This is a genomic window from Streptomyces sp. NBC_00271, from assembly GCF_036178845.1.
Classification (GTDB): Bacteria; Actinomycetota; Actinomycetes; order Streptomycetales; family Streptomycetaceae; genus Streptomyces.
In genome coordinates this window covers 7,886,724-7,911,182 of record NZ_CP108070.1, presented here as the reverse complement: position 1 = coordinate 7,911,182, position 24,459 = coordinate 7,886,724, and the positions used below count along the sequence as shown (strand labels likewise).

Genomic DNA, 24,459 nt, shown 5'->3' with positions numbered 1-24,459 from the left:
TCCGCGGCCTCGGCCCCCGTCCGGGCAGCCGTCCGTCCGCCCCTCGTTCCGCCGTGGATCGAGCGCCTCGTTCGGCGACGGCTCAGAAGTTCCAGGACACCGTGCTGTCGAACTGCATGAACGCCACCAGCACCAGCAGATCGGCGATGCCGAGGCCCAGGCCGAGGAAGGCGCGGCCACGGCGGGCGGTGCCGCGCCAGAGGGCGACGGAGGCCAGGGCGATGGCGATCGGGCCCAGGAAGACGTTCAGGACCAGCAGGCCGAGGAGGCCGAGGATGAAGGAGGCGACGGCCATGCCGTCGGCGTCCTTGGTGCCGGTCGCGCGGGTGGGCGCGTCAGGCGCGGTCGCGGTCGGCTTGGTCGCGGCGGGCTTGGTCGCGGTGGCGAGGTGGGTTCGCTCGGTGAGTTCCATGACGTGAGTCAGCTCCCAACGATCAGTTGGTGGAGGTGTGGCGCCGACGGGCGTTGCGCTCGCGGACCGCGAAGACGGCCAGCCAGACGCCGATGACGACCGCGGCGACGAGGGTGACGGGCAGCGGGGCGTGGGCTACGGAGCCCATCACGACACCCAGCAGCAGGAGGGCGGCGACGAGGAACAGCATGAGGTGCCTCTCGACGGTGAACCCCGATTGTTTCGGGGACTTGACGACTCAGTGAACGGTTGTAGTAACACTTGTTCACTGAATCAGAGTCTAGCGCGTCGCCCGGCTTTTCAATTACAGAGAACAGTTGTTAACTGCATGGTATGAGTCACACTCTCGGCATCCGGCAGGCCCAGAAGCAGAAGACCCGTCAGGCACTCCTGGACGCGGCGTTGGAACTGCTGGAGGAGCAGAGCCTGAGCAGCCTGGGTCTGCGCGAGGTCACCCGCGCCGTCGGAGTCGCACCGACCGCCTTCTACCGGCACTTCCGCTCGACGGAGGACCTCGGCGTGGCGCTGGTCGAGGAGGCGCTCGGCAGTCTGCACCCGATGATCGGGGACACGGTCTCCGCGGCCGGCGACAGCGCCGGACGCATCGAGCGCGCGGTCGACCTGATCGCCCACCATGTCGAATCCCATCCCGCGCACGTCCGTTTCATCGCGCGCGAGCGGCACGGCGGCGTCCAGCGGGTGCGTCGGGCGATCAGGGAACAACTGGAGCGGTTCGCCGAGGAGGTGAAGGTCGAGCTGGCCAAGCACCCCGAGTCGGAGGGGTGGAGCGACGACGACCTGCTGATGCTCGCGGCGCTGTACGTCGACCAGATGCTGATGACGGCCTCGCTCTATCTGGAGGCACTGGAGGCGTCCGAGGAGGAGCGGGAGCGGGTGACCCGTGTCGCGACCCGCCAGATGCGGCTGATCGCCATCGGCCGCCGCAACTGGCTGGGGTGACGCACCCACACTTCGAGTACGCCACCCCTGAGAGAACCGGGACGGGCTCAGCCCTGTGCGGCCTGCCCACTGGGCTGCCCGCTCGGCTGCCCCCCGCCGCCCGGGCCGCCGCCGCAGCCGCCCTGACCGCCACCCGGACCGCCGCCCTGGCCACCACCCGGACCGCCGGACGGCATGCCCGAGGGACCGCCGGAGGGCATCTTGCCGGTGGGCATGTTCGACGGTGTCCCGGAGGGCGAGCCCGTGGGCATCCCGGAGCGCCCGCCGCTCGGCCTGCCCGACGGACCTCCGCTCGGCATTCCGGAGGGCTGCTGACAGTTCTGGCTCGTGTTGCCGCTGTTCGAGGACGACGAGTCGCCCGAGCCGCAGGCCGCCAGCAACGGCGAGAGCGCCAGCAGGGCGACGGCGGGGACGAGTCGGGCACGACGGTTCATGAGGTAACTCCCAGTCAAGTCACGTGGACCGGTTTATGAAGGCCGGATGAGTGCGGGATGAGCGGTGGACAGAGGACCAGATCCACGTAGGGCCGCGCTGTGCCGAACCTGTGGTTACCTGTGGGTCAACTTCCCTCGTGCGGGGCGCGATCCCCGCCGTACACCGCACCGATCGCGGCCGCCGCCCGGGCCAGTTCCGCCCGCGCCTCCGGCGGCGACAGCACCTCCACCGTGTCCACGAAGGCCAGCAGCGTGCGGACCTCGCGGACGACGCCGTACGACAGGTGCGCGAGGACCCACTCGCTCTCGCCGTCGTCCTCCGGAAGCGCCGTGAGGGAGGCCGCGTTGAGCCTGAGGAACATGTCGAGGCGGGAACGCCGTACCCGAACTGTGACATCGAGACCGTCCGGCCGCTCCTCGACCTGGCGCCGCAACACCTCCCAGACGTCGCCGAGTTCGACGCCCGGGCGCCGCTTCACGGGATCGCCCAGGAGCGTCGCCGAGCGCACCCGGTCGGCCCGGAACAGCCGCGGCTGCCCGCGCCGGTCGGCCACGAGGTACCAGACGCCCGCCTTGGACACGAGCCCGTACGGGTCGACGGTGTAGGTGCTGGGCTCGGCGTGCCCGCCGTGTCGGTAGCTGAGCCGCAGCCTGCGGTCGGCGAAGACCGCGTCCTGGAGCACCTCCAGGTCCACGGCCCGCTGGGGACCGCCCTTCCAGCGCGTCGCGTCGACGAGGATCCGGCGGCTGGTCACCTCGGCGGCCGGACGGTGCGGCGCCGGCAGCGCCGCCATCACCTTGCGCAGCGCGGAACCGAGCGCCGCGTCCAGGCCGAGCGCGGCGTGCGCGCCCTGCGCGGCCAGGATGAACAGCGCGCGGGACTCGTCGGCGGTCAGTCCCGTGACGTCCGTACGGAATCCGGCGAGCAGTTCGATGCCGCCGTGCCGCCCGCGCTCGGCGTACACCGGGACGCCCGAGGCCGAAAGGGCCTCGATGTCGCGGTAGATGGTGCGCACCGACACCTCGAGCCGGTCGGCGAGTTCGTGCGCGGGGACGCGGCCGCGGGTCTGCAGCAGCAGAAGGATCGAGAGCAGGCGGTCGGACTTCACGCGCACCAGGATCGCGCACCGCGGATCACGTCCGCCGATGCCCGCGGACGCTCGTCCGAAGCCCGTCATAAAAGCTGACGGAAACTGTCAAGTTATCCGGCGAACCTGAGGCGCAACGGCACGACAACGCAACGCCGATACCAACACGCGCCACCGCCACCGCCACATCTACGCCGTCTCACCTACGCCGACAGAGGTCCGCCATGAACATCGACCCCCGCCCCCTCTACACCCGCGCCACCGAGCAGATCGCCGCTCTGGTCGCGACGGTTCGCCCGGAGCAGCTCGCCGGTCCCACCCCGTGCGCCGAGTTCGACGTACGGACCCTGCTGTCGCACATCGCGGGCGGCACCCGCCGGATCGCCGTGGTCGGCGCGGGCGGCGACGGAATGGCCGTACGACCGTTCCTCGACGGCGTCGAGGACGACCGCTGGAGCGCGGCGTACGACGAGGTCAGGACGGAGGTCCAGAAGTCTTGGGCGGACGACGCGCGCCTGGACGCGCTCGTCACCGTGCCGTGGGGTGAGGCCCCCGGACGTATCGCGCTGTCGGGCTATGTGATGGAGGCCGTCACCCACACGTGGGACCTCTCCGAGTCCCTCGGACGGCCGCTCGCACTCGATCCGGAGCTGGCCGAGTTCGCGCTCGGGATCGCCCGGCGCGTACTGCCGGACGAGCGGCGCGACGACGAGGAGCTGCCGTTCGACTCGGCGGTGCCGGCCCCCAAAGGGGCCGACGCCTATGGACGGCTCGCGGCCTACCTGGGCCGGCGACCGCTCAGCTGAGCCGGACCCGGGCGAGCTGTCGGGACTGCGCGACCAGCCGGTCCGCGCTGTCCCACACCTCGGCGTCCTCCTCCAGGAAGCCGCCGGCGAGGTTGCGGGTGGTGATCGACACCCGCAGCGGGCCCGGCGCCGGACGGCAGCGCACATGGACCGTCAGTTCGACCGTCGGCACCCAGCCGGAGATGCCGAGCTCGAAGGCGGTGGGCGGCAGCGCGTCCACCGCGAGGAGCAGCGAGAGGGGGTCGGGGTCACGGCCGTCGGCGAGCCCGAACCAGGAGCGCATCTCGCCCTTCCCGGACGGCGCCCCCAGGGCCCAGCCGAGGGTCGCGGGGTCGAGCTTGAGCATCAGCCGCTCGGTGATGGCGGAGCTGCCGTCGACGGGCGCCGGTCCGTCCTCCGGCCCGAAGCAGTGCTCCATGGGCGGGATCGCGGGAGGTGTCGCCGTGGTGCGGACGTCGTCGGGCAGGGCGTCGAGATCGCCGTACGAGGCGAGTACGCGGATCCGTTCGACCTCGCGGCCCTCGTCGTCGTACTGGAAGAGCGAGGCCTGACCGGTCGACAGGGTCCGCCCCGTCCGTACGACGTCCGTTCGGACCACCGCCGGGCCGGGTTGCGACGCGGTCAGGTAGTGGGCGGAAACGGTGAACGGGTCGCTGTGCGGCAGGGCGTGGGAGAGGGCGCGGCCCAGGACGGCGAGCAGATAGCCGCCGTTGACGGCGCTGATGATGGTCCACCCGGCGGACAGGTCGATGTCGTAGACGCCGGGTTCGCGCAGGGTGACCGCGGTGTCGCGGTCGAACTCGCTGTCACCGATCGCGGCGCGCGCGGCCTGTGCGGTAGCTGCTTCTGACATGCCTGAACGGTACAACAGCTCATTACTAAGCGGTAGCTTTTACCGTTTCGGGCATGTGAACCCCGTCACCCGAGCGTGAGGTTTCGGCAATTTCTTGGCAAGTGTCCGAACTCTTCCGTGAACCAACGGCATCGGATCCCCCTCTCCAAGGACATAGAACCCGATGCAGCTGCAGACCGTTGATCCAGCCCATCACAGGAAGAGCCGCACACACCGTGAGCCTCACCGGAACGCCGTTCCTTCTCACCGCCATCGTCCTGGTCGCGGTCGCCCTGATCCTTCCCCTCGTGCTGTGGTCGCGCATTCCCGGCCCCAAGGTGCTGCGCAGCGCGGCTCGGATGGTGATGCTGCTGTTCGCCCAGGGCACCGCGGTCACCCTCGTCTTCGTGCTCGTGAACAACGCCAACAGCTTGTACGACAACTGGTCCGACCTCCTCGGCACGGGCAACCACGTGCAGGCGGCCGCCAACCTCGGGCGCGACGGCACCGGCGGTATCTCGCTGCGGCAGCTCCCGAAGGTCCACCAGACCTTCACGCAGGCCGACGGCCCCGGCATGACCAAGGCGGGCGGGGTGAAGGTCACCCAGCTGCACGGCCAGGTGTCGGGCGTGGACGCGGAGGTCTACGTATGGCTGCCGCCGCAGTACAACGAGCCCGCCTACCGCAACCGGAAGTTCCCCGTCGTGGAGGTGCTGCCCGGCTATCCGGGCTCCGCGAAGGCGTGGTTCGGTGCGCTGAAGGTGCATGAGCAGCTGCTGCCGCTGATGCAAGACGGTCAGATCGCGCCGTTCATCCTGGTGGCGCCGCGCATGAATCTCCTGGCCAAGGTGGACACCGGTTGCGCGAACATCCCCGGCAAGGTGAACGCCGACAGCTGGCTCAGCATCGACGTGCCGAAGATGGTGATGGACAACTTCCGGGCGAAGTCCGCGCCGGACGGCTGGGGCGTGGCCGGCTACTCGGCGGGGGCGCACTGCGCGGCCAAGCTCGCGGTCGCTCACCCCGACCGCTACCGGGCCGCGGTGAGCCTGTCCGGATACAACGACCCGATCGGCGAACGCAACTCGCTCACGGCGCGGAGCCTGACGCTGCGCCGGGAGAACAATCCCTACCTGCTGCTCAAGTCCTACCGCACCCCGCCCCGCGTCTCCCTCTACATCTCCGGCGAGGCCCAAGACGGCTACGAGGCGGGCGCCGCGCTCCAGTCGATCGCGAAGCCGCCGACGATCGTGCAGGTGGTGCTGCTGCCGCGGAGCGCCGGCGGCCACAACGCGGCCCTGTGGCGGCCGCAGGTCCCGGAGATCTTCCGCTGGCTGACCCAGCAGATCGGGCCAGGTGCCCAGGCTAAGGTGTCCCCGACTCCGTCGCCGTCGACCGGCGGTGCCAAGCACGCGGCGCTCGCCAGTGGTACCGCATCGCAAGCAACCGCAGGACGAAAGCGGTGACGGCCGCGAGGCCGCTGGTGAACGGGGACAGCGCGTCGTAGCGGATGCACAGGACGACCATCGTGGCGCCGACGATCGCTGGGACCGCGTACAGATCGCGGTCCCAGCGCAGCAGTGAGGGCACCTCGTTGGCGAGGACGTCGCGCAGCACACCGCCGCCCACCGCGGTGGCCAGGCCCAGGGCGGCGGACGGGGTCAGGCCGAGGCCGTACTCGTACGCCTTTGTGGTGCCCGCGACGCAGAACAGGCCGAGTCCGGCCGCGTCGAAGACGTTGACCGCGACCTGGATGCGCTCCACCTCCGGGTGGAGGAAGAACACCAGCAGGGCGGCGAGCAGCGGGGTGCTGAAGTAGCCGAGGTCGGTGAACGCGGCCGGGGGTACGGCCCCGATGACCATGTCGCGGAACAGCCCTCCGCCCAGTGCGGTGACCTCGGCGAGGACGGCGATGCCGAAGACGTCGAAGTTCTTGCGGACGGCCAGCAGGGCGCCGGAGATCGCGAAGACGAAGATCCCCACGAGGTCGAGCACATGCTGGACGGAGGGGGTGAACAGTTCCTGAAGCACCCGGACATTCTCACCCGTCGCGGGGCTCCCACCTTACAAAGAAAGGCTCACAGGGTTGGTTTCCCTGTGGTGAACAGCCAGGTCTGGAAAAGGTCGTCGAGCTGTCGTCCCGAGATCCTCTCGGCGAGGTGGATGAAGTCGGCGGTGTCGGCGTTGCCGTACTTGTGGAGCTTCGTCCAGGCGGGCAGCAGTTTGAAGAACGCGGTGTCGCCGATGCGCTCGCGCAGCATCTGGAGGGTCATCGCGCCGCGCTGGTAGACCGCCGAGGCGAACATGGTGTCGCGCTGCGGGTCGGCGACGACGGTTCCCCAGAAGGCGGACTCCGCGGGCCGCGCGTTGTACCCGGCGAGGAACGAGTCGTGCGCCGAGCGGACCCCCTTGTGCTCCGACCACAACCACTGGGCGTAGGTCGCGAAGCCCTCGTTCAGCCAGATGTCCTTCCAGCGCTCCACCGACACGGAGTCGCCGAACCACTGGTGGGCCAGCTCGTGCACGATGGTCGACTCCGAGCGCACGGCGGAGTACGCGGGCTTCGACTGCACCTCCAGCGAGAACCCCGCCTGCGGCATGTCGTCGACGATCGCGCCGGTCTCCTCGAAGGGGTAGGGCCCGAAGACCTGCGACCAGTAGTCGGTGGCCTCGGCCGTCACGGCGTACACGTCGACGCTGTTGCTGGCCGCGAGCACCGGGTCGATGGCCACGTAGATCGGCGTCCCGGCCGGAGTCGTCCCCGTCTTCACGTCGAACTTCCCGATGGTCGCGGTCGCGAGGTAGGTCGCCATCGGCCTGCTCTCGCGCCAGTGCGCCACCGTGCTGTCGCCCTTGTCGTACGTCGATATCAGCCGCCCGTTGGAGACGCCCGTCAGGCCCTTGGGTGCCTTGATCCGGATGTCGTAGGTGGCCTTGTCGGAGGGGTGGTCGCTGGAGGGGAACCAGGTGGAGGCGGCGTTGGGCTCGCAGGCGACGAAGACTCCGTCGGCGGTCTTCATCCACCCGTAGTCGGAGCCGAAGACGATGGGACCGTTGAGGGCTTCGGGGACGCCGCCGTAGGTGACGGTGACGGTGAAGGTCCTGCCCTTGCGGATCGCCCCGTGCGGGGTGATGTGGATCTCGTCGCCGTCACGGGTGAAGTCGGCGCGTCTGCCGTTCACTTCGACGCGCGTGACCTCCAATCTCTGGAGATCGAGGTCGAAGGACGAGAGGGACTGGGTGGCGCGGGCCGTGAGCGTCGTACGGCCGTCCAGACGGTCGGTGTCCGGGTCGTACGCCACGTTCAGGTCGTAGTGGCGGGCGTCGAAGCCGCCGTTGCCGAGCTGGGGGAAGTAGGAGTCGCCGATGCCGTCGGCGCCCGGGGTCGGGGCGGAGGAGGCGGCGATGACGAGGAAGGAGGCCGCCGCGGTCGCGAGGGCCCCTAAACGTGCCGAACGGGAGAGTGCCATGAGCGTCCCTTTCGTACGTGTTCCGATCGTTCCCGATCAGTTGGACACGCGAGACTCTGCACTCTTCCATTCGGGCATGTTCATGACTTTACCCAATCGTCATGGCCTACCCGTCGGTTGACTCCTGACGATCGGCTTCCGGTCCCCCCGAACGGGCGGAAACAGTCCCCCATTTGACCGCACGAAGACCCTGCCGTTCCCGATTCTTTACCGCGCAAAGCGGCAGGCTCAATTGTTGCTCAACTCCACGGGATGTGATTGACCGGCCTCGGTCAACTTCATACGCTCATTCCAGCTTGACGGGCTCCGCCGAAACGGAGGCCGGACCACTTGCATGGGGGAAATTCATGCGTAAGAGAACCAAGCTGGCCACATTCGTCGTCGCCGGAGTAATGCCGCTCGTCGCGGGCGCGGCGCCGGCCTCGGCGGTCGTCACTCCGAAAAGGTCGTGCCCGGTCGATTACGGGGTCCTGATCACCTCGCACTCGGCCTATCGGATTCCCGCCTCGGGGGCGTACTTCAAGGACGGTCCGGGTGGCACCATCACCGCCTCCGTCACCAGGGCGTCCACCATCACGTACAGCGTCTCCGCCTCCCTGGAGGTGAGCGCGAGCTACCTGTTCGCCTCGGCCAAGGCGTCGGTGAGCGGCAGCATCACCAAGTCCGTGGCGATCACGACCGGCCACACGTACTCGCACAACATCCGCTCCAACAAGTACGGGAACCTGCAGTACGGCTCCAACGGCTTCAAGGTCGGATGGGAGTCGAACCGCACGAACCCGAACTGCTCGGTGACGACGCTCGCGAGGGGCACGGCCAAGCTTCCGGCAACTTCGGTCGGCTGGCACTACTGGGAAACCAGTTCCTGATAATTCTTCAAAACAAATGCCCCGGTAACCATTTCTCTGGTTACCGGGGCATGCGTTTCGGTGAATTCACACCGACCTGTTCACTTCGACCTGTTCACTTCTGGCTGCCGGTTCCCGACTCCTCCGACGAGTCCGACTCGTCGACGGCGACCGTTTCGGAGACCTCCTCGGCGGCGGCCTCTTCGGGGGCGGCCTCTTCGGGGGCGGCCTCCTCGGCGGGCTCGGTGGTCGTCTCCGCGGCAGGCTCCGCAGCGGACTCCGCAGTCTCCTCCGTGGTGTCCAGTTCCGCGGCCACCGCCGCCGACGTCTCCGCCGACTCGGCCAGCACCTCGTCGGCCACGAGCGCCGCGGCCTCCTTCGCCGCGGACAGCAGCACCGTGTCCTGCGGCGCCTGGTCCTCGAAGTTCTCCGGGTGGTGGCAGGCGACCTGCTGGCCGGGCTTCAGCTCCAGGAGCGGCGGCTCGGTCGTCTTGCAGATCTCCGTGGCCTTCCAGCACCGCGTGTGGAAGCGGCAGCCGCTCGGCGGCGCGATCGGCGAAGGCACGTCACCCTTGAGCAGGATGCGCTCGCTCTTCACGTTCCGGCGCTTGGGGTCCGGAATCGGCACCGCGGACATCAGCGCCTTGGTGTACGGGTGCATCGGCGCCTTGTAGAGCGAGTCGCGGTCGGCGAGCTCCACGATCTTGCCGAGGTACATCACCGCGATCCGGTCCGAGACGTGCCGGACCACCGACAGGTCGTGCGCGATGATCACGTACGTCAGGCCGAGCTCCTGCTGAAGGTCGTCGAGGAGGTTGACGACCTGCGCCTGGATCGACACGTCGAGCGCCGAGACCGGCTCGTCCGCCACGACCAGCTTCGGGTTGAGCGCGAGCGCGCGAGCGATGCCGATGCGCTGGCGCTGGCCGCCGGAGAACTCGTGCGGATAGCGGTTGTAGTGCTCGGGGTTGAGGCCGACGACCGACAGCAGCCGCTGGACCTCCTTCTTGACACCGCCCTCGGGGGTCACGCCCTGCAGCTTGAACGGGGCACTGATGATCGTGCCGACCGTGTGGCGGGGGTTGAGTGACGAGTACGGGTCCTGGAAGATCATCTGGACGTCACGGCGCATCGGACGCATACCGTTCACACCGAGGTGCGTGATGTCCTTGCCCTGGAACTCGACCTTGCCCGCGGTCGGTTCGAGCAGCCGCGTGATGAGCCGGCCCATCGTGGACTTGCCGCAGCCGGACTCGCCCACGACGCCCAGGGTCTCCCCGGAGCGCACCTCGAAGTCGAGGCCGTCGACGGCGCGCACGGCACCGACCTGACGCTGCAGCAGGCCCTTGCGGATGGGGAAGTGCTTCTGCAGTCCGGTCACCTTCAGCAGGACGTCACCGGGAGCGGCGTCCTTGGTGAGGGTGGCGCCGCCTTCGTCCTGTGCCTGTGCGGGAATGGTCACTTCCGCGTCCTTGGCTTTCTCGCTCACAGCTTCGGCGCAATCTCTTCGGTCCAGATGCGTTCCCGCTGCTCCTGGGTCATGTGGCAGGCGGCCCAGTGCCGTCCGCCGACCTCGGTCAGCTCGGGGCGGACCGTGCGGGTCACGTTGTCCTTGGGAACGTCCGCGTACGGGCAGCGCGGGTTGAAGGCGCAGCCGGACGGGAGGTTGATCAGCGAGGGCGGGGAGCCCTTGACGGGGATGAGGCGTTCGGTCTGCTCACGGTCCAGGCGCGGCATCGAGCCGAGCAGCCCCCAGGTGTAGGGGTGCCGGGGCTCGTAGAACACCTTCTCGGCCGGACCGCGCTCGATGCAACGGCCGCCGTACATCACCAGGATGTCGTCGGAGAGCTCCGCGACGACGCCCAGGTCGTGGGTGATGATGATGACCGCGGAGCCGAACTCCTTCTGCAGGTCTCGCATCAGGTCGAGGATCTGCGCCTGGACGGTCACGTCCAGGGCGGTCGTCGGCTCGTCCGCGATGAGCAGCTCGGGGTTGTTGACCAGCGACATCGCGATCATCGCGCGCTGGCGCATACCGCCGGAGAACTCGTGCGGGTAGCTGTCGACGCGCTTGTCCGGCTGCGGGATGCCCACCCGGTCGAGCATCTCGACCGCGCGGCGCTTCGCCGTCTTCTTGTCCACGTTGTGGTGGATGCGGTACGCCTCCACGATCTGCTGACCGATCGTGTAGTACGGGTGCAGCGCCGACAGCGGATCCTGGAAGATCATCGCCATCTCGCGGCCACGCAGCTTGCGTACGTAGTCCGGGTCGGCGGACAGCAGTTCGGTGCCGTTCAGCCAGATCTCGCCCGAGATCTGCGCCTTGCGCTTGCCGTACTGGCCGGCCGTGTGCAGGCCCATGATGCCGAGCGAGGTCACCGACTTGCCGGAGCCGGACTCGCCCACGATCCCGAGGGTCTTGCCCTTCTCCAGCTGGAAGCTGAGCCCGTCGACGGACTTGACCAGGCCGTCGTCGGTCGGGAAGTGCACCTTGAGGTCGCGTACTTCGAGGAAGGCGGAGGGCGCGGGCGAGTCCTTGACGGGCTCGGCCACCGCTCCGCTCTTGCTGAGTTCGGTCATGAGAGCCTCACTCGGGGGTCGATCACGGCGTACAGGACGTCCACCACGAGGTTGGCGAGAAGCACCGCGAGAGAAGTGATCAGGGTGACGCCCAGGATGATGGGCAGGTCCTGGTTCCGGATGGCGTCGAGCACCGCGCGGCCGAGGCCGGGCAGGTTGAACGTCGACTCCGTCAGGATCGCGCCGCCGATGAGGGCGCCGAGGTCCATGCCCAGCATGGTGAGGATGGGGGTCATCGTGGAGCGCATGGCGTGCTTGCCGATGACGACCTGCTCCTTGAGGCCCTTGGCACGTGCCGTGCGGATGTAGTCCTCGCCCAGGATCTCCAGCATGGTGGCGCGGGTGATCCGGGCGTACATCGCCGCGTAGAGGAACGCGAGGGTGATCCAGGGCAGGATCATGCCGCCGAACCAGCCGCTGATGCTCTGGTCGAAGGGCACGTACTGCGCGTTGATCCATTTCAGGCCGAAGGCGAAGATCGCCAGGCTGAGCAGACCGGTGAAGTAGATGGGGAGGGAGACACCCGCCAGGGCGACGACCATCGCACCGCGGTCCCAGATGGTGCCCCGCTTGAGCGCGGAGAGCACACCGGCCGCGACACCGAAGACCAGCCACAGCACGGCGGCACCGAGCGCGAGTCCCAGGGTCACCGGGAAGCGGTCGGTGAGCACCGGCCAGACGGCCTGCTCGCTGCGGAAGGAATAACCGAAGCAGGGTGCGGCGCAGTGCGTGACGTCGCCACCGCCCGAGTAGGTGCGTCCGGCGAAGATGCCCTTGAAGAACTCCCAGACCTGGGAGTAGATCGGGTCGCTCAGGCCCAGCTTCTGCCGTACGGCCTCGACAGCGGCCGGGTCGGCCTGCTTGCCCACGAAGCTCGAGGCGATGTCCACGCCCGCCCACTTGGGGACGAGGAAGAAGATGCCGAAGACCACCATGACGATGACCACGAGCATCACTGCGGCGGCGAACAGCCGCCTGATGAGGTAAGCGAGCACAGCTTACGGCCCGCCGCGGGGCCGCGGGCCACCGGAGGTCATCCGATGGCCCGCGACCACGCCGCGCCGGCCTTCACCTGCCTTTCGTGCCTGTACGGCGGGTGTGCCGGTTTACTTCTTCGGGTTCTTCAGGCCGAGGTTGACGAAGTCGTACGTACCGCTGTAGTTGTCCGTCGTGTAGACGTTCGCGAGGTTGTCGCCACGCCAGTTGATGAACTTCTCGAAGGTGAAGGGCAGGTAGTACGCGCCCTCCATGACCTTGTGGTTGATCTCGGTCGAGAGCTTGGTCTTGCCCGCTTCGTCCAGCGTGGTGACGTACTGGTCGAACAGACCGTCGATGGTCTTGTCGTTGATCAGGGCGAAGTTGTTGTTACCGCTCGGCGCGATGTACTTGCTGTCCCACAGCGGCAGACCGAAGCCCTGGACGGTCGGGAAGTCCGGACCCCAGCCCATGATGATGATGCCGTAGCCCTTCTTCTTCACGTTCTCGGGGCTACCGATGATGCCGGTGGTCTGCGAACCGTCGAACTGGTCGATCTGCGCGGTGATGCCGACCTTCTTCAGCGACGCCTGCAGCGACTGGGCCGTGGCCACCTCGACCGGCTTGTTGTTGCGCACCGCGATGGTGGTGGAGAAGCCGTTCGGCTTGCCGCACGCCTTCAGCGCCGCCTTGGCCTTCTCGACGTTGCCGTTCTTGTCGGCGCCGGAGATGTTGTACGGGTCGTACTTCTGGCCCTCGGCACCCGGGACGGACGGCGGGAGCATGTTGGTGCCGATGTCACCACCGGCGACCGGGCCACCGCGCGCGGTCTGCAGCGAGACGTGGTCCGCGCCGAGGATCACGGCCTTGCGGCACTCGACGTTGTCGAACGGCTTCACGCTCTGCGGGAAGGCCGCGTAACGGATGTAACCCGAGATCGGGTTGTCCAGGTTGGCCTTGTGCTCCTTCAGGGCGGTGGTGCGGCCCTGCGGGGACATGCCGGTCTGGTTGATGTCCAGGTCCAGGTCACCGTTGAGCAGACGCTGGTCCAGCTGGTTGGCGTCAGAGAAGAACTGGACGGTGATCTTGTCCGGGTACGCCTTGCGGACCGGGTCCGAGGACTGCTTCCAGTTCGTGTTGCGCACCAGCGTCAGGTTCTTGCCCGGGCTGTACGACTCGAACTTGTACGGGCCGGAGGAGAACGGCTTCAGGCTGTACTTGGACTTGGTGTCCATGTCCTGGCGGACCGGGGAGGCCGAGACCAGACCCAGCACCTCCTGGAAGTCCGAGTTGGCCTTGGGGAGGTGGAAGACGATCGTCTTGTCGTCCGGCGTGGTGATCGCCTTCAGGCCGAGCTTGTCCGCGGACGTGTCCTTGTAGGGACCCTTGTACTCGCCCTTGGGGTCGAGGAAGTCCTTGAGGTACGTCGGGCCGCCGGACAGCACGTCCTGCGCCCACACGCGCTCGATGCCGTACTTCACGTCCTTGGACGTGATCGGCTTGCCGTCCTCCCACGTGACGCCGTCACGCAGGGTGTACGTGTAGGTCTTGCCGTCGTCGGTGACCTTGGCGAGACCGGTGGCGAGGTCCGGGGTCAGCTCGGCGCCGGCCTTGCCCGGCTCCGCCTTGCCCGTGACCAGCTGGCGGCTGTAGTAGCGGGCGAAGTCCCACATGAAGCCGTAGTAGCCACGCGTGGTGTCCCACGAGTCCGCGTCCTGGGCACCGCCGAACCGCAGCGTGCCGCCCTTCTTGACCAGGGAGGCCTGGGCGACCTTGTTGTTGGCGGCGTCGAAGCCGGCGGCGCCGGTCTTCGAACCGTTGTTGTCGTCGCTGCCTCCACCGCCGCACGCCGCCGTGGTCAGCAGTGCGGCGACCGCAGCAGCGGCGGCAAACGCCTGCTTACGCCGCCCTGAGGTGCGTTGGGTAGTCACGATCTCGGATCCTCCGGATTTGATGAGAGACCCCGTGTCGATGCCACGGGACGCTTGGGGTGTGGCAGGTTCAGCGGGAGGCCTTCGGGTCCAGCGCGTCCCGCACGCCGTCGCCGAAAAGGTTGAAGGCAAGGACGGTGATGAAGATCGCCACACCAGGGACCACCATGTACATGGGGTCGGACTCGTAGTAGTCGATCGCGCTCGACAGCATCTGTCCCCAGGACGAGGTGGGCGGCTTGACGCCCACACCCAGGAAGCTGAGTGCCGCCTCGGTGAGGATGTTCGTGGGGATCATCATCGTCGTGTAGACGATGATCGGTGCGACCAGGTTGGGCAGCAGTTCCTTGAACAGGATGTAGAAGCGCCCGGCGCCCAGCGATCGCGCGGCCTCGACGTACTCGCGCTCACGCATCGAGAGCGTCTGGCCGCGCACCACGCGTCCGATGTAGGGCCAGCCGAAGAAGCCGATGACCAGGATCATCACGAACACACGCACGTTGGAGCCGGACAGGCCCAGCATGTCGTTCGGCATCACCGAGACCAGGGCGATCGTGAACAGGAGTTGCGGGAAGGCCAGCAGGCCGTCCATCACGCGGCTGATGAGCGAGTCCACCCAGCCTCCGAAGAAGCCTGCCAGGATGCCGAGCACGGTGCCGAGGACGACCGCGACGACGGCGGAGAGGAAGCCCACCAGGAGCGAGACGCGGGCACCGTAGAGGATGCGGGCGAGGATGTCGCGGCCGTTGACGGGCTCGACGCCCAGCAGGTGGTCACCGCTGATGCCGCCCAATGACCCCGTGGGGGTGCCGAACAGAGGGTCGATCAGCTTCTCGTTGAAGGTGTCCGGGTCCTGACCGAGCAGGTGGGTGATCACTGGCGCCAGCAGGGCGATCACGATGAGGACGAGCACGACGATGCCGCCGGTCAGGGCGAGCTTGTCCCTCTTCAGGCGCTCCCAGGCGATCCGGCCCAGGGAACGTCCCTGCACGACCTTCTCGCCGGCGGTGGCAGCCGCCGCTTCTTCGGCCGCACTCGGGGCCGCTTCCGCGGTCGGCTCGTGCAATGGTGCCGTCATCTGGCAGGGACCCCTCTCAACCGGCGGTAGCCGGCCCACACGTGCCGCTTGTAGCGGCGTGATCAGTCCGTCGTACACAGGGGGTTAAACCCCCTGGAGCGGGAGTCTTCAACGCCTCGGCGATCTGTAGCCAGACTTGACGGTGAATGGATGCGTAAACGTGATGCTGTCAGGGGGGTTCCGTTATCCGGACGGCGGGTAACGGGGGTCGGACACGGGGCAGTTGGGACACCGGAGGTTAATACGGGCATTACCCGGACGTTCCCTTGTCATCTACGCGCGAAGAAATGCAGAGCCGCAGTGAAGGACCCGCGCCGATCCTTCACGATTCGCCGGACCGCGGATCAGTATCCGCCGGGTGCCGGTGGATAGCCGTACCCACCCGCCATCGGAGCCTGCGCGGGGGCCGCGGGGGCCGCGTGGGCCTCGCGGTCGTAGAACGGCCGCGCGTTGGCGCGCAGCCACAGCGCCACCGGGTCGTACTCGTCCGACATCGCGACGGTCGACACGGGCAGCCCGTCCGGAACCGCGCCGATGGACTGCTGCATCATCGCCCGCACCGAGTCGACGGCGGGCGGCGAAGTGTCGTAGACGTCCAGCCCGATGGCCAGATACGGCGCCCCGAGCGCCGGCTGCACCCAGGCGCGGCGCAGCGAGCGCACGGCGGTGGTGCGATGCGCGTTCTGTGTGAGCAGGGCGTAGAACTGCGGAATCTCGATGCCGGGTTCGGACAGTCGCAGCGGACCGGCGGGCTGGCGCTCCAGACCCGCCGCGATTCTGCGCAGATCGAGCCACGGGATGCCGACCCCGCCGCCCGGGGCGTGCGGATTGAGCCAGAGCCCGAAGTGGTCGGGGTAGAGGGTGCGGGCCACGTCGAGACCGTCGACGACCTCGTACGACCGGTTCCAGCCGCTGGCCGAGAGTTCCTGGGCGGAGGTGACGCACGGCGCGTAACCGAAGCCCTCCACCTCCATGTTCCCGTACTGGGCGTCCGGGGAGCCGGCCTGGCCGTGCCAGAGCAGCATCCACACCTGGCCGGACGACGGGGTCGCGAGCGCGCGAAGGAGCGCCTCGTAGGCGTCGTAACGCCCGGGCGTCACCTGGCGCAGCATGTGCTCGACCTGACCGGCCGCGGCCGTGCCCGACGCGCTCACCTTCAACCGCCCCTTCGCGAAGAAATCATGACGTCGACCAACACCTCGGCCGAACCCCGGCCGAGCCATGAAACCAGCTTAAGCGGCGAATGCGCTCCGCTGGGGGAGCCGTTGAGAGCTCGGGGCCCGTTGTAGTCCGGAGGCTGCGGGTCGCTCGTGGCTGGGCGCGCCCACGCGGCGGAGCCGCACCATGGTCACAGCCTCGCGCCCCTGACGGGGCGCTTCTACTGGCCTTGCTGATAAAAGGGCCTCACTTGGGCTCGCATCCAGTCGGCCACCGGGTCCTGGGCGACGTCGAGGAGGACCAGGTTCACCGGCCACTTGACCGCGACGCGGGCGAGGGCGCGGGAGAGGGCGTCCATGGGGAGCGTCCGGAGGTCTCCCTCCCACACGGAGAGTTCGACCCCGACGAACATGACCGGGTCGTCGCCCTCGATGCTGGCCAGACACCGGCGGGCGGTCAGGACGACTCCCGTCGCCGCGAACTCGGCCGAGGCGGCGGCGAGGAAGTCCACCGGGTCGTCCTGCCAGTCGGGCTCGTAGAGTTTCACCCGGCCACCGCTCGTGGGCCCGTCCAGCGGGGTGCGCCCGGTCCGGCACAGCTCGGCGACCGCGAGGGGCGGCAGCGGCACGCCGACCCTCCCGTCCGGGTTGATCGCGATGCCGACCTGCGGGGGCAGCCCGCGGGCGAACTCGACCGCGGGCGCGATCGTGTACGACAGATGGCTGCCGGCGACCTGGCGGAACTGCTCCTCGGAGCTGAAGACCGGCACGTACGCCTGGCCCTCGATCTCCAGGGTGGGCAGGTCGAGGGATCCCGCGTGCGGTCCGCCGCCGTTGGGCAGCGGCACCCAGACGAAGCTGCGGCCGAGGACCTCGACGATGCGGCCGCCGGCCGAGGGCACTCCGAGGGACGCGGAGAGCACCTCCTCCAGTTCGTTGCCCGGCCAGCCGCCGTGCGAGTGGGGGTGCGGGCCGGGTTGCGGGTACGCCGGTACCGAGAAGTCCGGGAAGTCGGGGATGTCCATCTGTCTACCTGTCTACCGCCTGCGGTGAACCACTGTTCTGGTGTTCTGGCTGGAAAGGTTAGTGGGCCGGTACGACTTCCCGACCGCTCCCGGCCGCTCTCGACCGCTCTCGGCCACCCCCTGCCGTTTCTCAGTCACCGAAGTCCCTGCCGTTCCTCAGTCACCGAAGCCGATCCGCCGCAGTACGTCCGCCGCGTCCCGGTCGAGGAGCACCGCCGAGCCGCAGCCCTCCGGCAGGTCGCCCCGCTCGACGGAGCGCAGCAGCCGGGCGACCGCGCCCCGGTGACGGGCGAACGCGTACCGCGACACGCCCCGGCCGCGCTCGCGCTGGCCCTCCAGCGCCGTGCCGGGCGTGACGTCGAGCAGCAGCAGGTGGAGGGTGCCGCCGCGGCGCCGGGCCTCGCGGGCGAGCCAGCCGCGCACCCAGGCCTGCGAACCGCAGTCGTGCACGACGAGCCCTGCGCCGGAGCGCAGGGCGCGACGCAGGCCCGCGTAGTGCGCGAGGCGGACGAGGGGCCGGTAGACGGCGTACGGCAGCCGGCCGCCCGTCCGCTCGTCCCAGCGGTCCCGGGTGTCCTGGGAGTCGATGCGCGGGCCCTCGACGGCGCGGCGCATCAGGGTCGACTTGCCGCTGCCCGGCAACCCGGTGACCACGACGACGTCGGCCGCCGCGAAGTGCAGACCGTGCGGAGAGTGTCCCGCGCGCGCTCTGAGGTCGCGGACGACGGCCGTCGGCAGCGCTCCGCACGTCTCCCGGGTCCCTGCCGGGACACCGGGCTGCTCGGGCAGCGCGAGGCCCGAGGTCGTGGCGTACGCCGTGGTCCTGTTCACCGTGATCGTCCTCCCCTTGGGTGTGGAGTCCCATCCCCGTCGAGTGTAAAGAGAAGGTAATGCGCGGTGTCTCTCGTTTCCGTACGCGGACTGCCACAGGCCGGTTACAGATGCGGACTGCCGTGATCGGACGGCGCGTGCGATGATGTGCCCGCCAACTGCATACCGGCCGCTTGAATCCGCGCGGGAGAGTTCCGGGAACCTTCGGGTACCCGGGCGCCGAAGGAGCAAGTCCCTCCCTTGAATCTCTCAGGCCCCGTTACCGCGCGGGCGAGGCACATCTGAAAAGCGGGCCGCTGTCCAGTGGCTCCACCCAAGGTGCAAGTCAGGACCTCCGTTCGCGGGGTCGTGATGAACCTCTCAGGTTCCGATGACAGATGGGGAGGAACGACCTCGCCGTCATGCCTTGGGAGCCCCACCGATGAGCAGTAACGCACCCCGTCTCACCGCGCTCGATGCCGTGCATCGCTCGCTCGGCGCGACGATGACCGACTTCGCGGGCTGGGACATGCCCCTGCGCTACGGCTCCGAGCGCGACGAGCACCTCGCCGTGCGCACCCGGGCCGGTCTCTTCGACCTGTCGCACATGGGCGAGATCACGGTCACCGGACCGCAGGCCGCCGCCCTGCTCAACCACGCGCTGGTCGGCAACATCGCCTCCGTCGGCGTCGGCCGCGCCCGCTACACGATGATCTGCCGGGAGGACGGCGGCATCCTGGACGACCTGATCGTCTACCGGCTGGCCGAGAACGAGTACATGGTCGTCGCGAACGCCTCCAACGCCCAGGTGGTGCTGGACGCGCTGACCGAGCGCGCCGCCGGCTTCGACGCCCTCGTGCGCGACGACCGCGACGCGTACGCGCTGATCGCCGTGCAGGGCCCCGAGTCCCCCGGCATCCTCAAGTCGCTCACCGACGCCGACCTGGACGGGCTGAAGTACTACGCGGGCCTGCCGGGCACCGTCGCGGGCGTCCCGGCGCTGATCGCCCGCACGGGCTACACGGGCGAGGACGGCTTCGAGCTGTTCGTGGCCCCGTCCGACGCCGAGAAGCTGTGGCAGGCGCTGACGGACGCGGGCGCGCCCGTCGGGCTCGTCCCCTGCGGCCTCTCCTGCCGCGACACGCTGCGCCTGGAGGCGGGCATGCCGCTGTACGGGCATGAGCTGACCACCTCGCTCACCCCCTTCGACGCGGGGCTCGGTCGCGTCGTGAAGTTCGAGAAGGAGGGGGACTTCGTGGGGCGTGCCGCGCTCCAGGAGGCCGCCACCCGCGCCGAGGAGAACCCCCCGCGGGTACTCGTCGGGCTTGTCGCCGAGGGCCGCCGCGTGCCGCGCGCCGGATACCCGGTCGTCGCCGACGGCAAGGTGATCGGCGAGGTCACCTCCGGCGCGCCCTCCCCGACGCTGGGCAAGCCGATCGCGATGGCGTACGTCGACGCCGCGCACGCCGCTCCGGGCACGGCCGGGGTCGGCGTGGACATCCGGGGCAGCCATGAGCCGTACGAGGTCGTGGCGCTGCCGTTCTACAAGCGCCAGAAGTAGCTTCGGGGCCGAAAGGGCCCCGTCCAGCGCGCCCACGTGACGCACGCCTCTGTGTCACGTCTCGTATCCCAAGACCACTCGGTCATCCCGTTCATCCGCACTCCCCCGCGTACAGGAGAATTCAGGCCATGAGCAACCCCCAGCAGCTGCGCTACAGCAAGGAGCACGAGTGGCTGTCGGTCGCCGAGGACGGCGTCTCGACAGTCGGCATCACCGAGTTCGCGGCCAACGCGCTCGGCGATGTCGTCTACGCCCAGCTTCCCGCGGTCGGTGACACGGTGACCGCGGGCGAGACCTGCGGCGAGCTGGAGTCGACCAAGTCGGTCAGCGATCTGTACGCGCCGGTCACCGGCGAGGTCGTGGAGGCCAACCAGGACGTGGTCGACGACCCGTCGCTGGTGAACTCCGCCCCCTTCGAGGGCGGCTGGCTGTTCAAGGTACGCGTCACGGACGAGCCGGCCGACCTGCTCTCCGCCGACGAGTACACCGAGTTCTCCGGCTCCTAAGGACTTCTGACTGATGTCGCTTCTGAACACGCCCCTGCACGAGCTGGACCCGGACGTCGCCGCCGCCGTCGACGCCGAGCTGCACCGCCAGCAGTCCACCCTGGAGATGATCGCCTCGGAGAACTTCGCTCCGGTCGCGGTCATGGAGGCCCAGGGCTCGGTCCTGACCAACAAGTACGCCGAGGGCTACCCGGGCCGCCGCTACTACGGCGGCTGCGAGCACGTCGACGTCGTCGAGCAGATCGCCATCGACCGCGTCAAGGCGCTCTTCGGCGCCGAGCACGCGAACGTGCAGCCCCACTCGGGCGCCCAGGCCAACGCGGCGGCCATGTTCGCGCTGCTGAAGCCGGGCGACACGATCATGGGTCTGAACCTCGCGCACGGCGGGCACCTCACCCACGGCATGAAGATCAACTTCTCCGGCAAGCTGTACAACGTGGTCGCGTACCACGTGAACGACGAGACCGGTCAGGTCGACATGGACGAGGTCGAGCGCCTCGCCAAGGAGTCCAGGCCGCAGCTGATCGTGGCGGGCTGGTCGGCCTACCCGCGTCAGCTGGACTTCGCCGCGTTCCGCCGGATCGCGGACGAGGTCGGCGCGTACCTGATGGTCGACATGGCGCACTTCGCGGGTCTCGTGGCCGCGGGCCTGCACCCGAACCCGGTGCCGCACGCCCACGTGGTCACGACCACGACCCACAAGACGCTGGGCGGCCCGCGCGGTGGCGTGATCCTGTCCACCGCCGAGCTGGCGAAGAAGATCAACTCCGCGGTCTTCCCCGGCCAGCAGGGCGGTCCGCTGGAGCACGTGATCGCCGCGAAGGCCGTCTCCTTCAAGGTCGCCGCCTCCGACGACTTCAAGGAGCGCCAGCAGCGCACGCTGGACGGCGCGCGGATCCTGGCCGAGCGCCTGGTCCAGGACGACGTCAAGGCCGTGGGCGTGGACGTCCTGTCCGGCGGCACGGACGTGCACCTGGTCCTGGTCGACCTGCGCAACTCCGAGCTGGACGGTCAGCAGGCCGAGGACCGTCTCCACGAGGTCGGCATCACGGTCAACCGGAACGCCATCCCGAACGACCCGCGGCCCCCGATGGTCACGTCCGGCCTGCGCATCGGCACGCCCGCCCTCGCCACCCGCGGCTTCCAGGCCGAGGACTTCACCGAGGTCGCGGACATCATCGCCGAGACGCTGAAGGCGCCCTCTCCCTTCGGGGCGGCCGACGCGGAGTCCCTCAAGTCCCGGGTCTCCGCCCTGGCCGACAAGCACCCGCTGTACCCCGGCCTGAAGTAGTACCGCCCGAAGCAGTACAGAAACAGTTCCTGCGAAACTTCACTTTCGTACAGAAATTCGCACGGAACGTACGATTCACCGGGACGCCGCGCACACTGGAAGCGGAGCTGTGCGCGGCGCCCGCCCCCATGCACCACCCCTGTTGTGAGGAGTCCCCGTGGCCATCTCGGTCTTCGACCTGTTCTCGATCGGCATAGGCCCATCGAGCTCCCACACGGTGGGCCCGATGCGTGCGGCGCGCATGTTCGCCCGCCGGCTGCGCAACGAGGAGCTGTTGGATTCCGTGGCCTCCGTCCGGGCGGAGCTGTACGGCTCCCTGGGCGCCACCGGCCACGGCCACGGCACCCCCAAGGCGGTGCTGCTGGGCCTGGAGGGCGCCTCGCCGCGCACCGTGGACGTGGAGGGCGCCGACGAGCGCGTGGAGCAAATCAAGTCGTCGGGCCGCCTCTCGCTCCTCGGCACGCACGAGATCGCCTTCTCCTTCGCCGACGACCTGGTCCTGCACCGCCGCAAGGCCCTGCCGTACCACGCGAACGGCATGACGGTCTTCGCGTACGACGCCTCCGGCACACTCGTCCTGGAGAAGACGTACTACTCGGTCGGCGGCGGCTTCGTGGTCGACGAGGACGCGGTGGGCGAGGACCGCATCAAGCTCGACGACACGGTGCTCAAGTACCCGTTCCGCACGGGCGACGAGCTCCTGCGGCTGACGAAGGAGACCGGCCTGTCGATCTCCGCCCTGATGCTGGAGAACGAGCGGGCCTGGCGCACCGAGGAGGAGATCCGCGAGGGTCTGCTCGCCATCTGGCGTGTGATGCAGGCGTGCGTCTCCCGGGGCATGTCCCGTGAGGGCATCCTGCCGGGCGGGCTCAAGGTCCGCCGCCGTGCCGCCGTCTCGGCCCGCCAGCTGCGGGCGGAGGGCGACCCGTTGGCGCACGCGATGGAGTGGATCACTCTCTACGCCATGGCGGTGAACGAGGAGAACGCGGCGGGCGGCCGGGTGGTCACGGCCCCCACGAACGGCGCCGCGGGCATCATCCCGGCGGTCCTCCACTACTACATCAACTTCATCCCGGGCGCGGACGAGGACGGCGTCGTGCGCTTCCTGCTGGCCGCCGGCGCCATCGGGATGCTCTTCAAGGAGAACGCCTCCATCTCCGGCGCCGAGGTCGGCTGCCAGGGCGAGGTCGGCTCGGCCTGCTCGATGGCCGCGGGCGCCCTCGCCGAGGTCCTCGGCGGCAGCCCCGAGCAGGTCGAGAACGCCGCCGAGATCGGCATGGAACACAACCTCGGCCTCACCTGCGACCCGGTCGGCGGCCTCGTCCAGATCCCCTGCATCGAGCGCAACGGCATGGCGGCGGTCAAGGCGGTCACCGCCGCCCGCATGGCCATGCGCGGCGACGGCTCCCACAAGGTCTCCCTCGACAAGGTCATCAAGACCATGAAGGAGACGGGCGCGGACATGAGCGTCAAGTACAAGGAGACGGCGCGGGGCGGGCTGGCGGTGAACATCATCGAGTGCTGAGGGGCGGAAGGGCCCTGACCTGCAGATTCGTAGCACGTACGTAACGTCGGATGCCCCTCGGGCGCGGCCGCCCGGCGGCTCGTCACAACAAACCCCTCCGTTCTCCGGTGCCATGATCGACCGGGGCAGGATCGTGCTGCCGGGCGCCCCCGGACCGGGCGCGTGCCCGCGCCCCGACAGCGAGAACACCTGGGAGAAATGACGTGCAATTCCGCTGCGCCGTACTCGACGACTTCCAGAACGTGGCGAGCACATGTGCCGACTGGTCGACGCTGAGCGATCGGGTCGAGGTCGTCTCCTTCGCCGAGCACTTCGCCACCGAGGACGAACTCGCCTCCGCCCTCGCCGACTTCGACTTCGTGGTCACCCTGCGCGAGCGGGTGCCTTTCCCGGACTCGCTGCTGAACCGGCTGCCCCGCCTGAAACTGCTGATCGCCTCCGGCATGCGCAACTCGGTGATCGACTACGCGGCCGCGAAGGCGGGCGGCGTCACCGTGTGCGGCACCCAGAGCTCCTCGACGCCGCCGGTCGAACTCACCTGGGCCCTGCTGCTCGGACTCGCCCGCGGCATCGTCCAGGAGAACAACGCTCTGCGCGACGGCGGCCCCTGGCAGTCCACCCTCGGCGCCGACCTGCACGGCCGCACGCTCGGCCTGCTCGGACTCGGCAAGATCGGCAGCCGGGTGGCCCGGATCGGACTCGCCTTCGGCATGGAGGTCACCGCCTGGAGCCAGCACCTCACCAAGGAACGCGCGGACGAGGCCGGTGTCGAGCTCGCCTCCTCCAAGGAGGAGTTGGTGACAAGCAGCGACTTCATCTCCGTCCACCTCGCGCTGAGCGACCGCACCCGGGGCCTGCTCGGCGCCGCCGAGCTCGCCCTGCTCAAGCCCACCGCCTACCTGATCAACACCTCGCGGGCCGCGATCGTCGACCAGGACGCCCTGCTCGCGGCGCTGCACGAGGGCCGTATCGCCGGCGCCGGCGTCGACGTCTTCGACGTCGAACCGCTGCCGGGCAACCACCCGATGCGCACCGCACCGCGGCTGCTCGCCACCCCGCATCTCGGCTATGTGTCCCGCGCCAACTACGCGCGCTACTACGGCCAGGCCGTGGAGGACATCCAGGCCTACCTCGACGGCGACCCGGTCCGGGTCCTCGGCTGACGTGCCG

The 24,459-nt window shown here is 69.0% G+C and carries 24 protein-coding genes and 2 riboswitches; of the genes, 9 read left to right on the top strand and 15 right to left on the bottom strand.

Annotated features, from left to right (window positions below; all coding sequences use genetic code 11):
- Window positions 1-82: 82 nt before the first annotated feature.
- Window positions 83-412, bottom strand: a complete 330-nt coding sequence (locus OG798_RS36060) for a DUF4190 domain-containing protein (RefSeq protein ID WP_267062887.1) — start codon at window positions 410-412, stop codon at window positions 83-85.
- A 22-nt stretch (window positions 413-434) separates the two neighbouring features.
- Window positions 435-602, bottom strand: a complete 168-nt coding sequence (locus OG798_RS36055) for a hypothetical protein (RefSeq protein WP_095852481.1) — start codon at window positions 600-602, stop codon at window positions 435-437.
- Window positions 603-745: 143 nt separating this feature from the next.
- Between OG798_RS36055 and OG798_RS36050 the strand changes: the two genes are divergently transcribed.
- The gene (locus tag OG798_RS36050; protein WP_095852482.1) at window positions 746-1,372 is read left to right on the top strand and encodes a TetR family transcriptional regulator; all 627 of its coding nucleotides are present in this window, start codon (window positions 746-748) and stop codon (window positions 1,370-1,372) included.
- Window positions 1,373-1,419: 47 nt separating this feature from the next.
- On the opposite strand, the gene OG798_RS36045 is transcribed toward OG798_RS36050, so the two are convergent.
- Window positions 1,420-1,806: a hypothetical protein gene (locus OG798_RS36045; RefSeq protein ID WP_097224706.1), complete on the bottom strand. Its 387-nt coding sequence runs from the start codon at window positions 1,804-1,806 to the stop codon at window positions 1,420-1,422.
- A gap of 125 nt (window positions 1,807-1,931) precedes the next feature.
- Window positions 1,932-2,915, bottom strand: a complete 984-nt coding sequence (locus tag OG798_RS36040) for a helix-turn-helix transcriptional regulator (RefSeq protein ID WP_121418303.1) — start codon at window positions 2,913-2,915, stop codon at window positions 1,932-1,934.
- Between the two features lie 203 nt (window positions 2,916-3,118).
- Between OG798_RS36040 and OG798_RS36035 the strand changes: the two genes are divergently transcribed.
- On the top strand, window positions 3,119-3,700 hold the full coding sequence (locus tag OG798_RS36035; protein WP_121414952.1) for a TIGR03086 family metal-binding protein: 582 nt from the start codon (window positions 3,119-3,121) through the stop codon (window positions 3,698-3,700).
- Here the strand turns inward: OG798_RS36035 and OG798_RS36030 are convergent.
- Window positions 3,693-4,553: a thioesterase family protein gene (locus OG798_RS36030; RefSeq protein WP_121414953.1), complete on the bottom strand. Its 861-nt coding sequence runs from the start codon at window positions 4,551-4,553 to the stop codon at window positions 3,693-3,695. The two genes, OG798_RS36035 and OG798_RS36030, sit on opposite strands and share 8 nt — an antisense overlap.
- A gap of 215 nt (window positions 4,554-4,768) precedes the next feature.
- Between OG798_RS36030 and OG798_RS36025 the strand changes: the two genes are divergently transcribed.
- The gene (locus OG798_RS36025; protein ID WP_267062886.1) at window positions 4,769-5,998 is read left to right on the top strand and encodes an alpha/beta hydrolase; all 1,230 of its coding nucleotides are present in this window, start codon (window positions 4,769-4,771) and stop codon (window positions 5,996-5,998) included.
- On the opposite strand, the gene OG798_RS36020 is transcribed toward OG798_RS36025, so the two are convergent.
- Together OG798_RS36020 and OG798_RS36015 are read right to left on the bottom strand one after the other, a co-directional pair.
- Window positions 5,898-6,563: a trimeric intracellular cation channel family protein gene (locus tag OG798_RS36020; protein ID WP_267062885.1), complete on the bottom strand. Its 666-nt coding sequence runs from the start codon at window positions 6,561-6,563 to the stop codon at window positions 5,898-5,900. The two genes, OG798_RS36025 and OG798_RS36020, sit on opposite strands and share 101 nt — an antisense overlap.
- Window positions 6,564-6,610: 47 nt before the next feature.
- The gene (locus OG798_RS36015) at window positions 6,611-8,002 is read right to left on the bottom strand and encodes a M1 family metallopeptidase (RefSeq protein WP_267062884.1); all 1,392 of its coding nucleotides are present in this window, start codon (window positions 8,000-8,002) and stop codon (window positions 6,611-6,613) included.
- 347 nt (window positions 8,003-8,349) lie between these two features.
- On the opposite strand from OG798_RS36015, the gene OG798_RS36010 reads away from it, so the two are divergent.
- Entirely contained in the window at window positions 8,350-8,871 is a 522-nt protein-coding gene (locus OG798_RS36010; protein WP_147474161.1) for a hypothetical protein, read from the top strand.
- Between the two features lie 94 nt (window positions 8,872-8,965).
- Here the strand turns inward: OG798_RS36010 and OG798_RS36005 are convergent, their stop codons facing one another.
- The 8 genes from OG798_RS36005 to OG798_RS35970 form a co-directional block, all read right to left on the bottom strand.
- Window positions 8,966-10,312 carry an ABC transporter ATP-binding protein gene (locus tag OG798_RS36005; RefSeq protein ID WP_328758303.1) on the bottom strand — a complete coding sequence of 449 codons (1,347 nt, stop codon included), beginning with the start codon at window positions 10,310-10,312 and terminating at the stop codon, window positions 8,966-8,968.
- 23 nt (window positions 10,313-10,335) lie between these two features.
- Window positions 10,336-11,430, bottom strand: a complete 1,095-nt coding sequence (locus tag OG798_RS36000; protein WP_095852489.1) for an ABC transporter ATP-binding protein — start codon at window positions 11,428-11,430, stop codon at window positions 10,336-10,338.
- Window positions 11,427-12,425 (bottom strand): ABC transporter permease, encoded by a 999-nt coding sequence (locus OG798_RS35995; RefSeq protein ID WP_095852490.1) that lies wholly within the window; start codon window positions 12,423-12,425, stop codon window positions 11,427-11,429. The genes OG798_RS36000 and OG798_RS35995 overlap by 4 nt, the downstream gene beginning before the upstream one ends.
- A 111-nt stretch (window positions 12,426-12,536) precedes the next feature.
- Window positions 12,537-14,336: an ABC transporter substrate-binding protein gene (locus tag OG798_RS35990; protein ID WP_095852491.1), complete on the bottom strand. Its 1,800-nt coding sequence runs from the start codon at window positions 14,334-14,336 to the stop codon at window positions 12,537-12,539.
- 70 nt (window positions 14,337-14,406) lie between these two features.
- Window positions 14,407-15,414 carry an ABC transporter permease gene (locus tag OG798_RS35985; RefSeq protein WP_095852492.1) on the bottom strand — a complete coding sequence of 336 codons (1,008 nt, stop codon included), beginning with the start codon at window positions 15,412-15,414 and terminating at the stop codon, window positions 14,407-14,409.
- A gap of 344 nt (window positions 15,415-15,758) precedes the next feature.
- A complete protein-coding gene (locus OG798_RS35980; protein ID WP_095857763.1) occupies window positions 15,759-16,568 on the bottom strand; it encodes an enhanced serine sensitivity protein SseB C-terminal domain-containing protein in 810 nt (269 codons plus the stop codon).
- Window positions 16,569-16,792: 224 nt separating this feature from the next.
- Window positions 16,793-17,596: an enhanced serine sensitivity protein SseB gene (locus OG798_RS35975; RefSeq protein ID WP_328758302.1), complete on the bottom strand. Its 804-nt coding sequence runs from the start codon at window positions 17,594-17,596 to the stop codon at window positions 16,793-16,795.
- Window positions 17,597-17,752: 156 nt separating this feature from the next.
- On the bottom strand, window positions 17,753-18,433 hold the full coding sequence (locus OG798_RS35970; protein ID WP_095857764.1) for an AAA family ATPase: 681 nt from the start codon (window positions 18,431-18,433) through the stop codon (window positions 17,753-17,755).
- A 168-nt stretch (window positions 18,434-18,601) separates the two neighbouring features.
- Window positions 18,602-18,702: riboswitch (glycine riboswitch) on the top strand.
- Window positions 18,703-18,814: riboswitch (glycine riboswitch) on the top strand.
- Window positions 18,815-18,848: 34 nt separating this feature from the next.
- Here OG798_RS35970 and gcvT point away from each other — a divergent pair.
- The 5 genes from gcvT to OG798_RS35945 all read left to right on the top strand — a co-directional run bounded on the left by gcvT (window position 18,849) and on the right by OG798_RS35945 (window position 24,452).
- Window positions 18,849-19,967 carry a glycine cleavage system aminomethyltransferase GcvT gene (gene gcvT, locus OG798_RS35965; RefSeq protein WP_267062881.1) on the top strand — a complete coding sequence of 373 codons (1,119 nt, stop codon included), beginning with the start codon at window positions 18,849-18,851 and terminating at the stop codon, window positions 19,965-19,967.
- Window positions 19,968-20,095: 128 nt separating this feature from the next.
- On the top strand, window positions 20,096-20,473 hold the full coding sequence (gene gcvH / locus OG798_RS35960; RefSeq protein ID WP_067370840.1) for a glycine cleavage system protein GcvH: 378 nt from the start codon (window positions 20,096-20,098) through the stop codon (window positions 20,471-20,473).
- Between the two features lie 13 nt (window positions 20,474-20,486).
- A complete protein-coding gene (gene glyA / locus OG798_RS35955) occupies window positions 20,487-21,764 on the top strand; it encodes a serine hydroxymethyltransferase (protein ID WP_095852495.1) in 1,278 nt (425 codons plus the stop codon).
- 157 nt (window positions 21,765-21,921) lie between these two features.
- The gene (locus tag OG798_RS35950) at window positions 21,922-23,289 is read left to right on the top strand and encodes an L-serine ammonia-lyase (protein ID WP_095852496.1); all 1,368 of its coding nucleotides are present in this window, start codon (window positions 21,922-21,924) and stop codon (window positions 23,287-23,289) included.
- A 203-nt stretch (window positions 23,290-23,492) separates the two neighbouring features.
- On the top strand, window positions 23,493-24,452 hold the full coding sequence (locus tag OG798_RS35945; protein WP_328758301.1) for a D-2-hydroxyacid dehydrogenase family protein: 960 nt from the start codon (window positions 23,493-23,495) through the stop codon (window positions 24,450-24,452).
- Window positions 24,453-24,459: the final 7 nt, after the last annotated feature.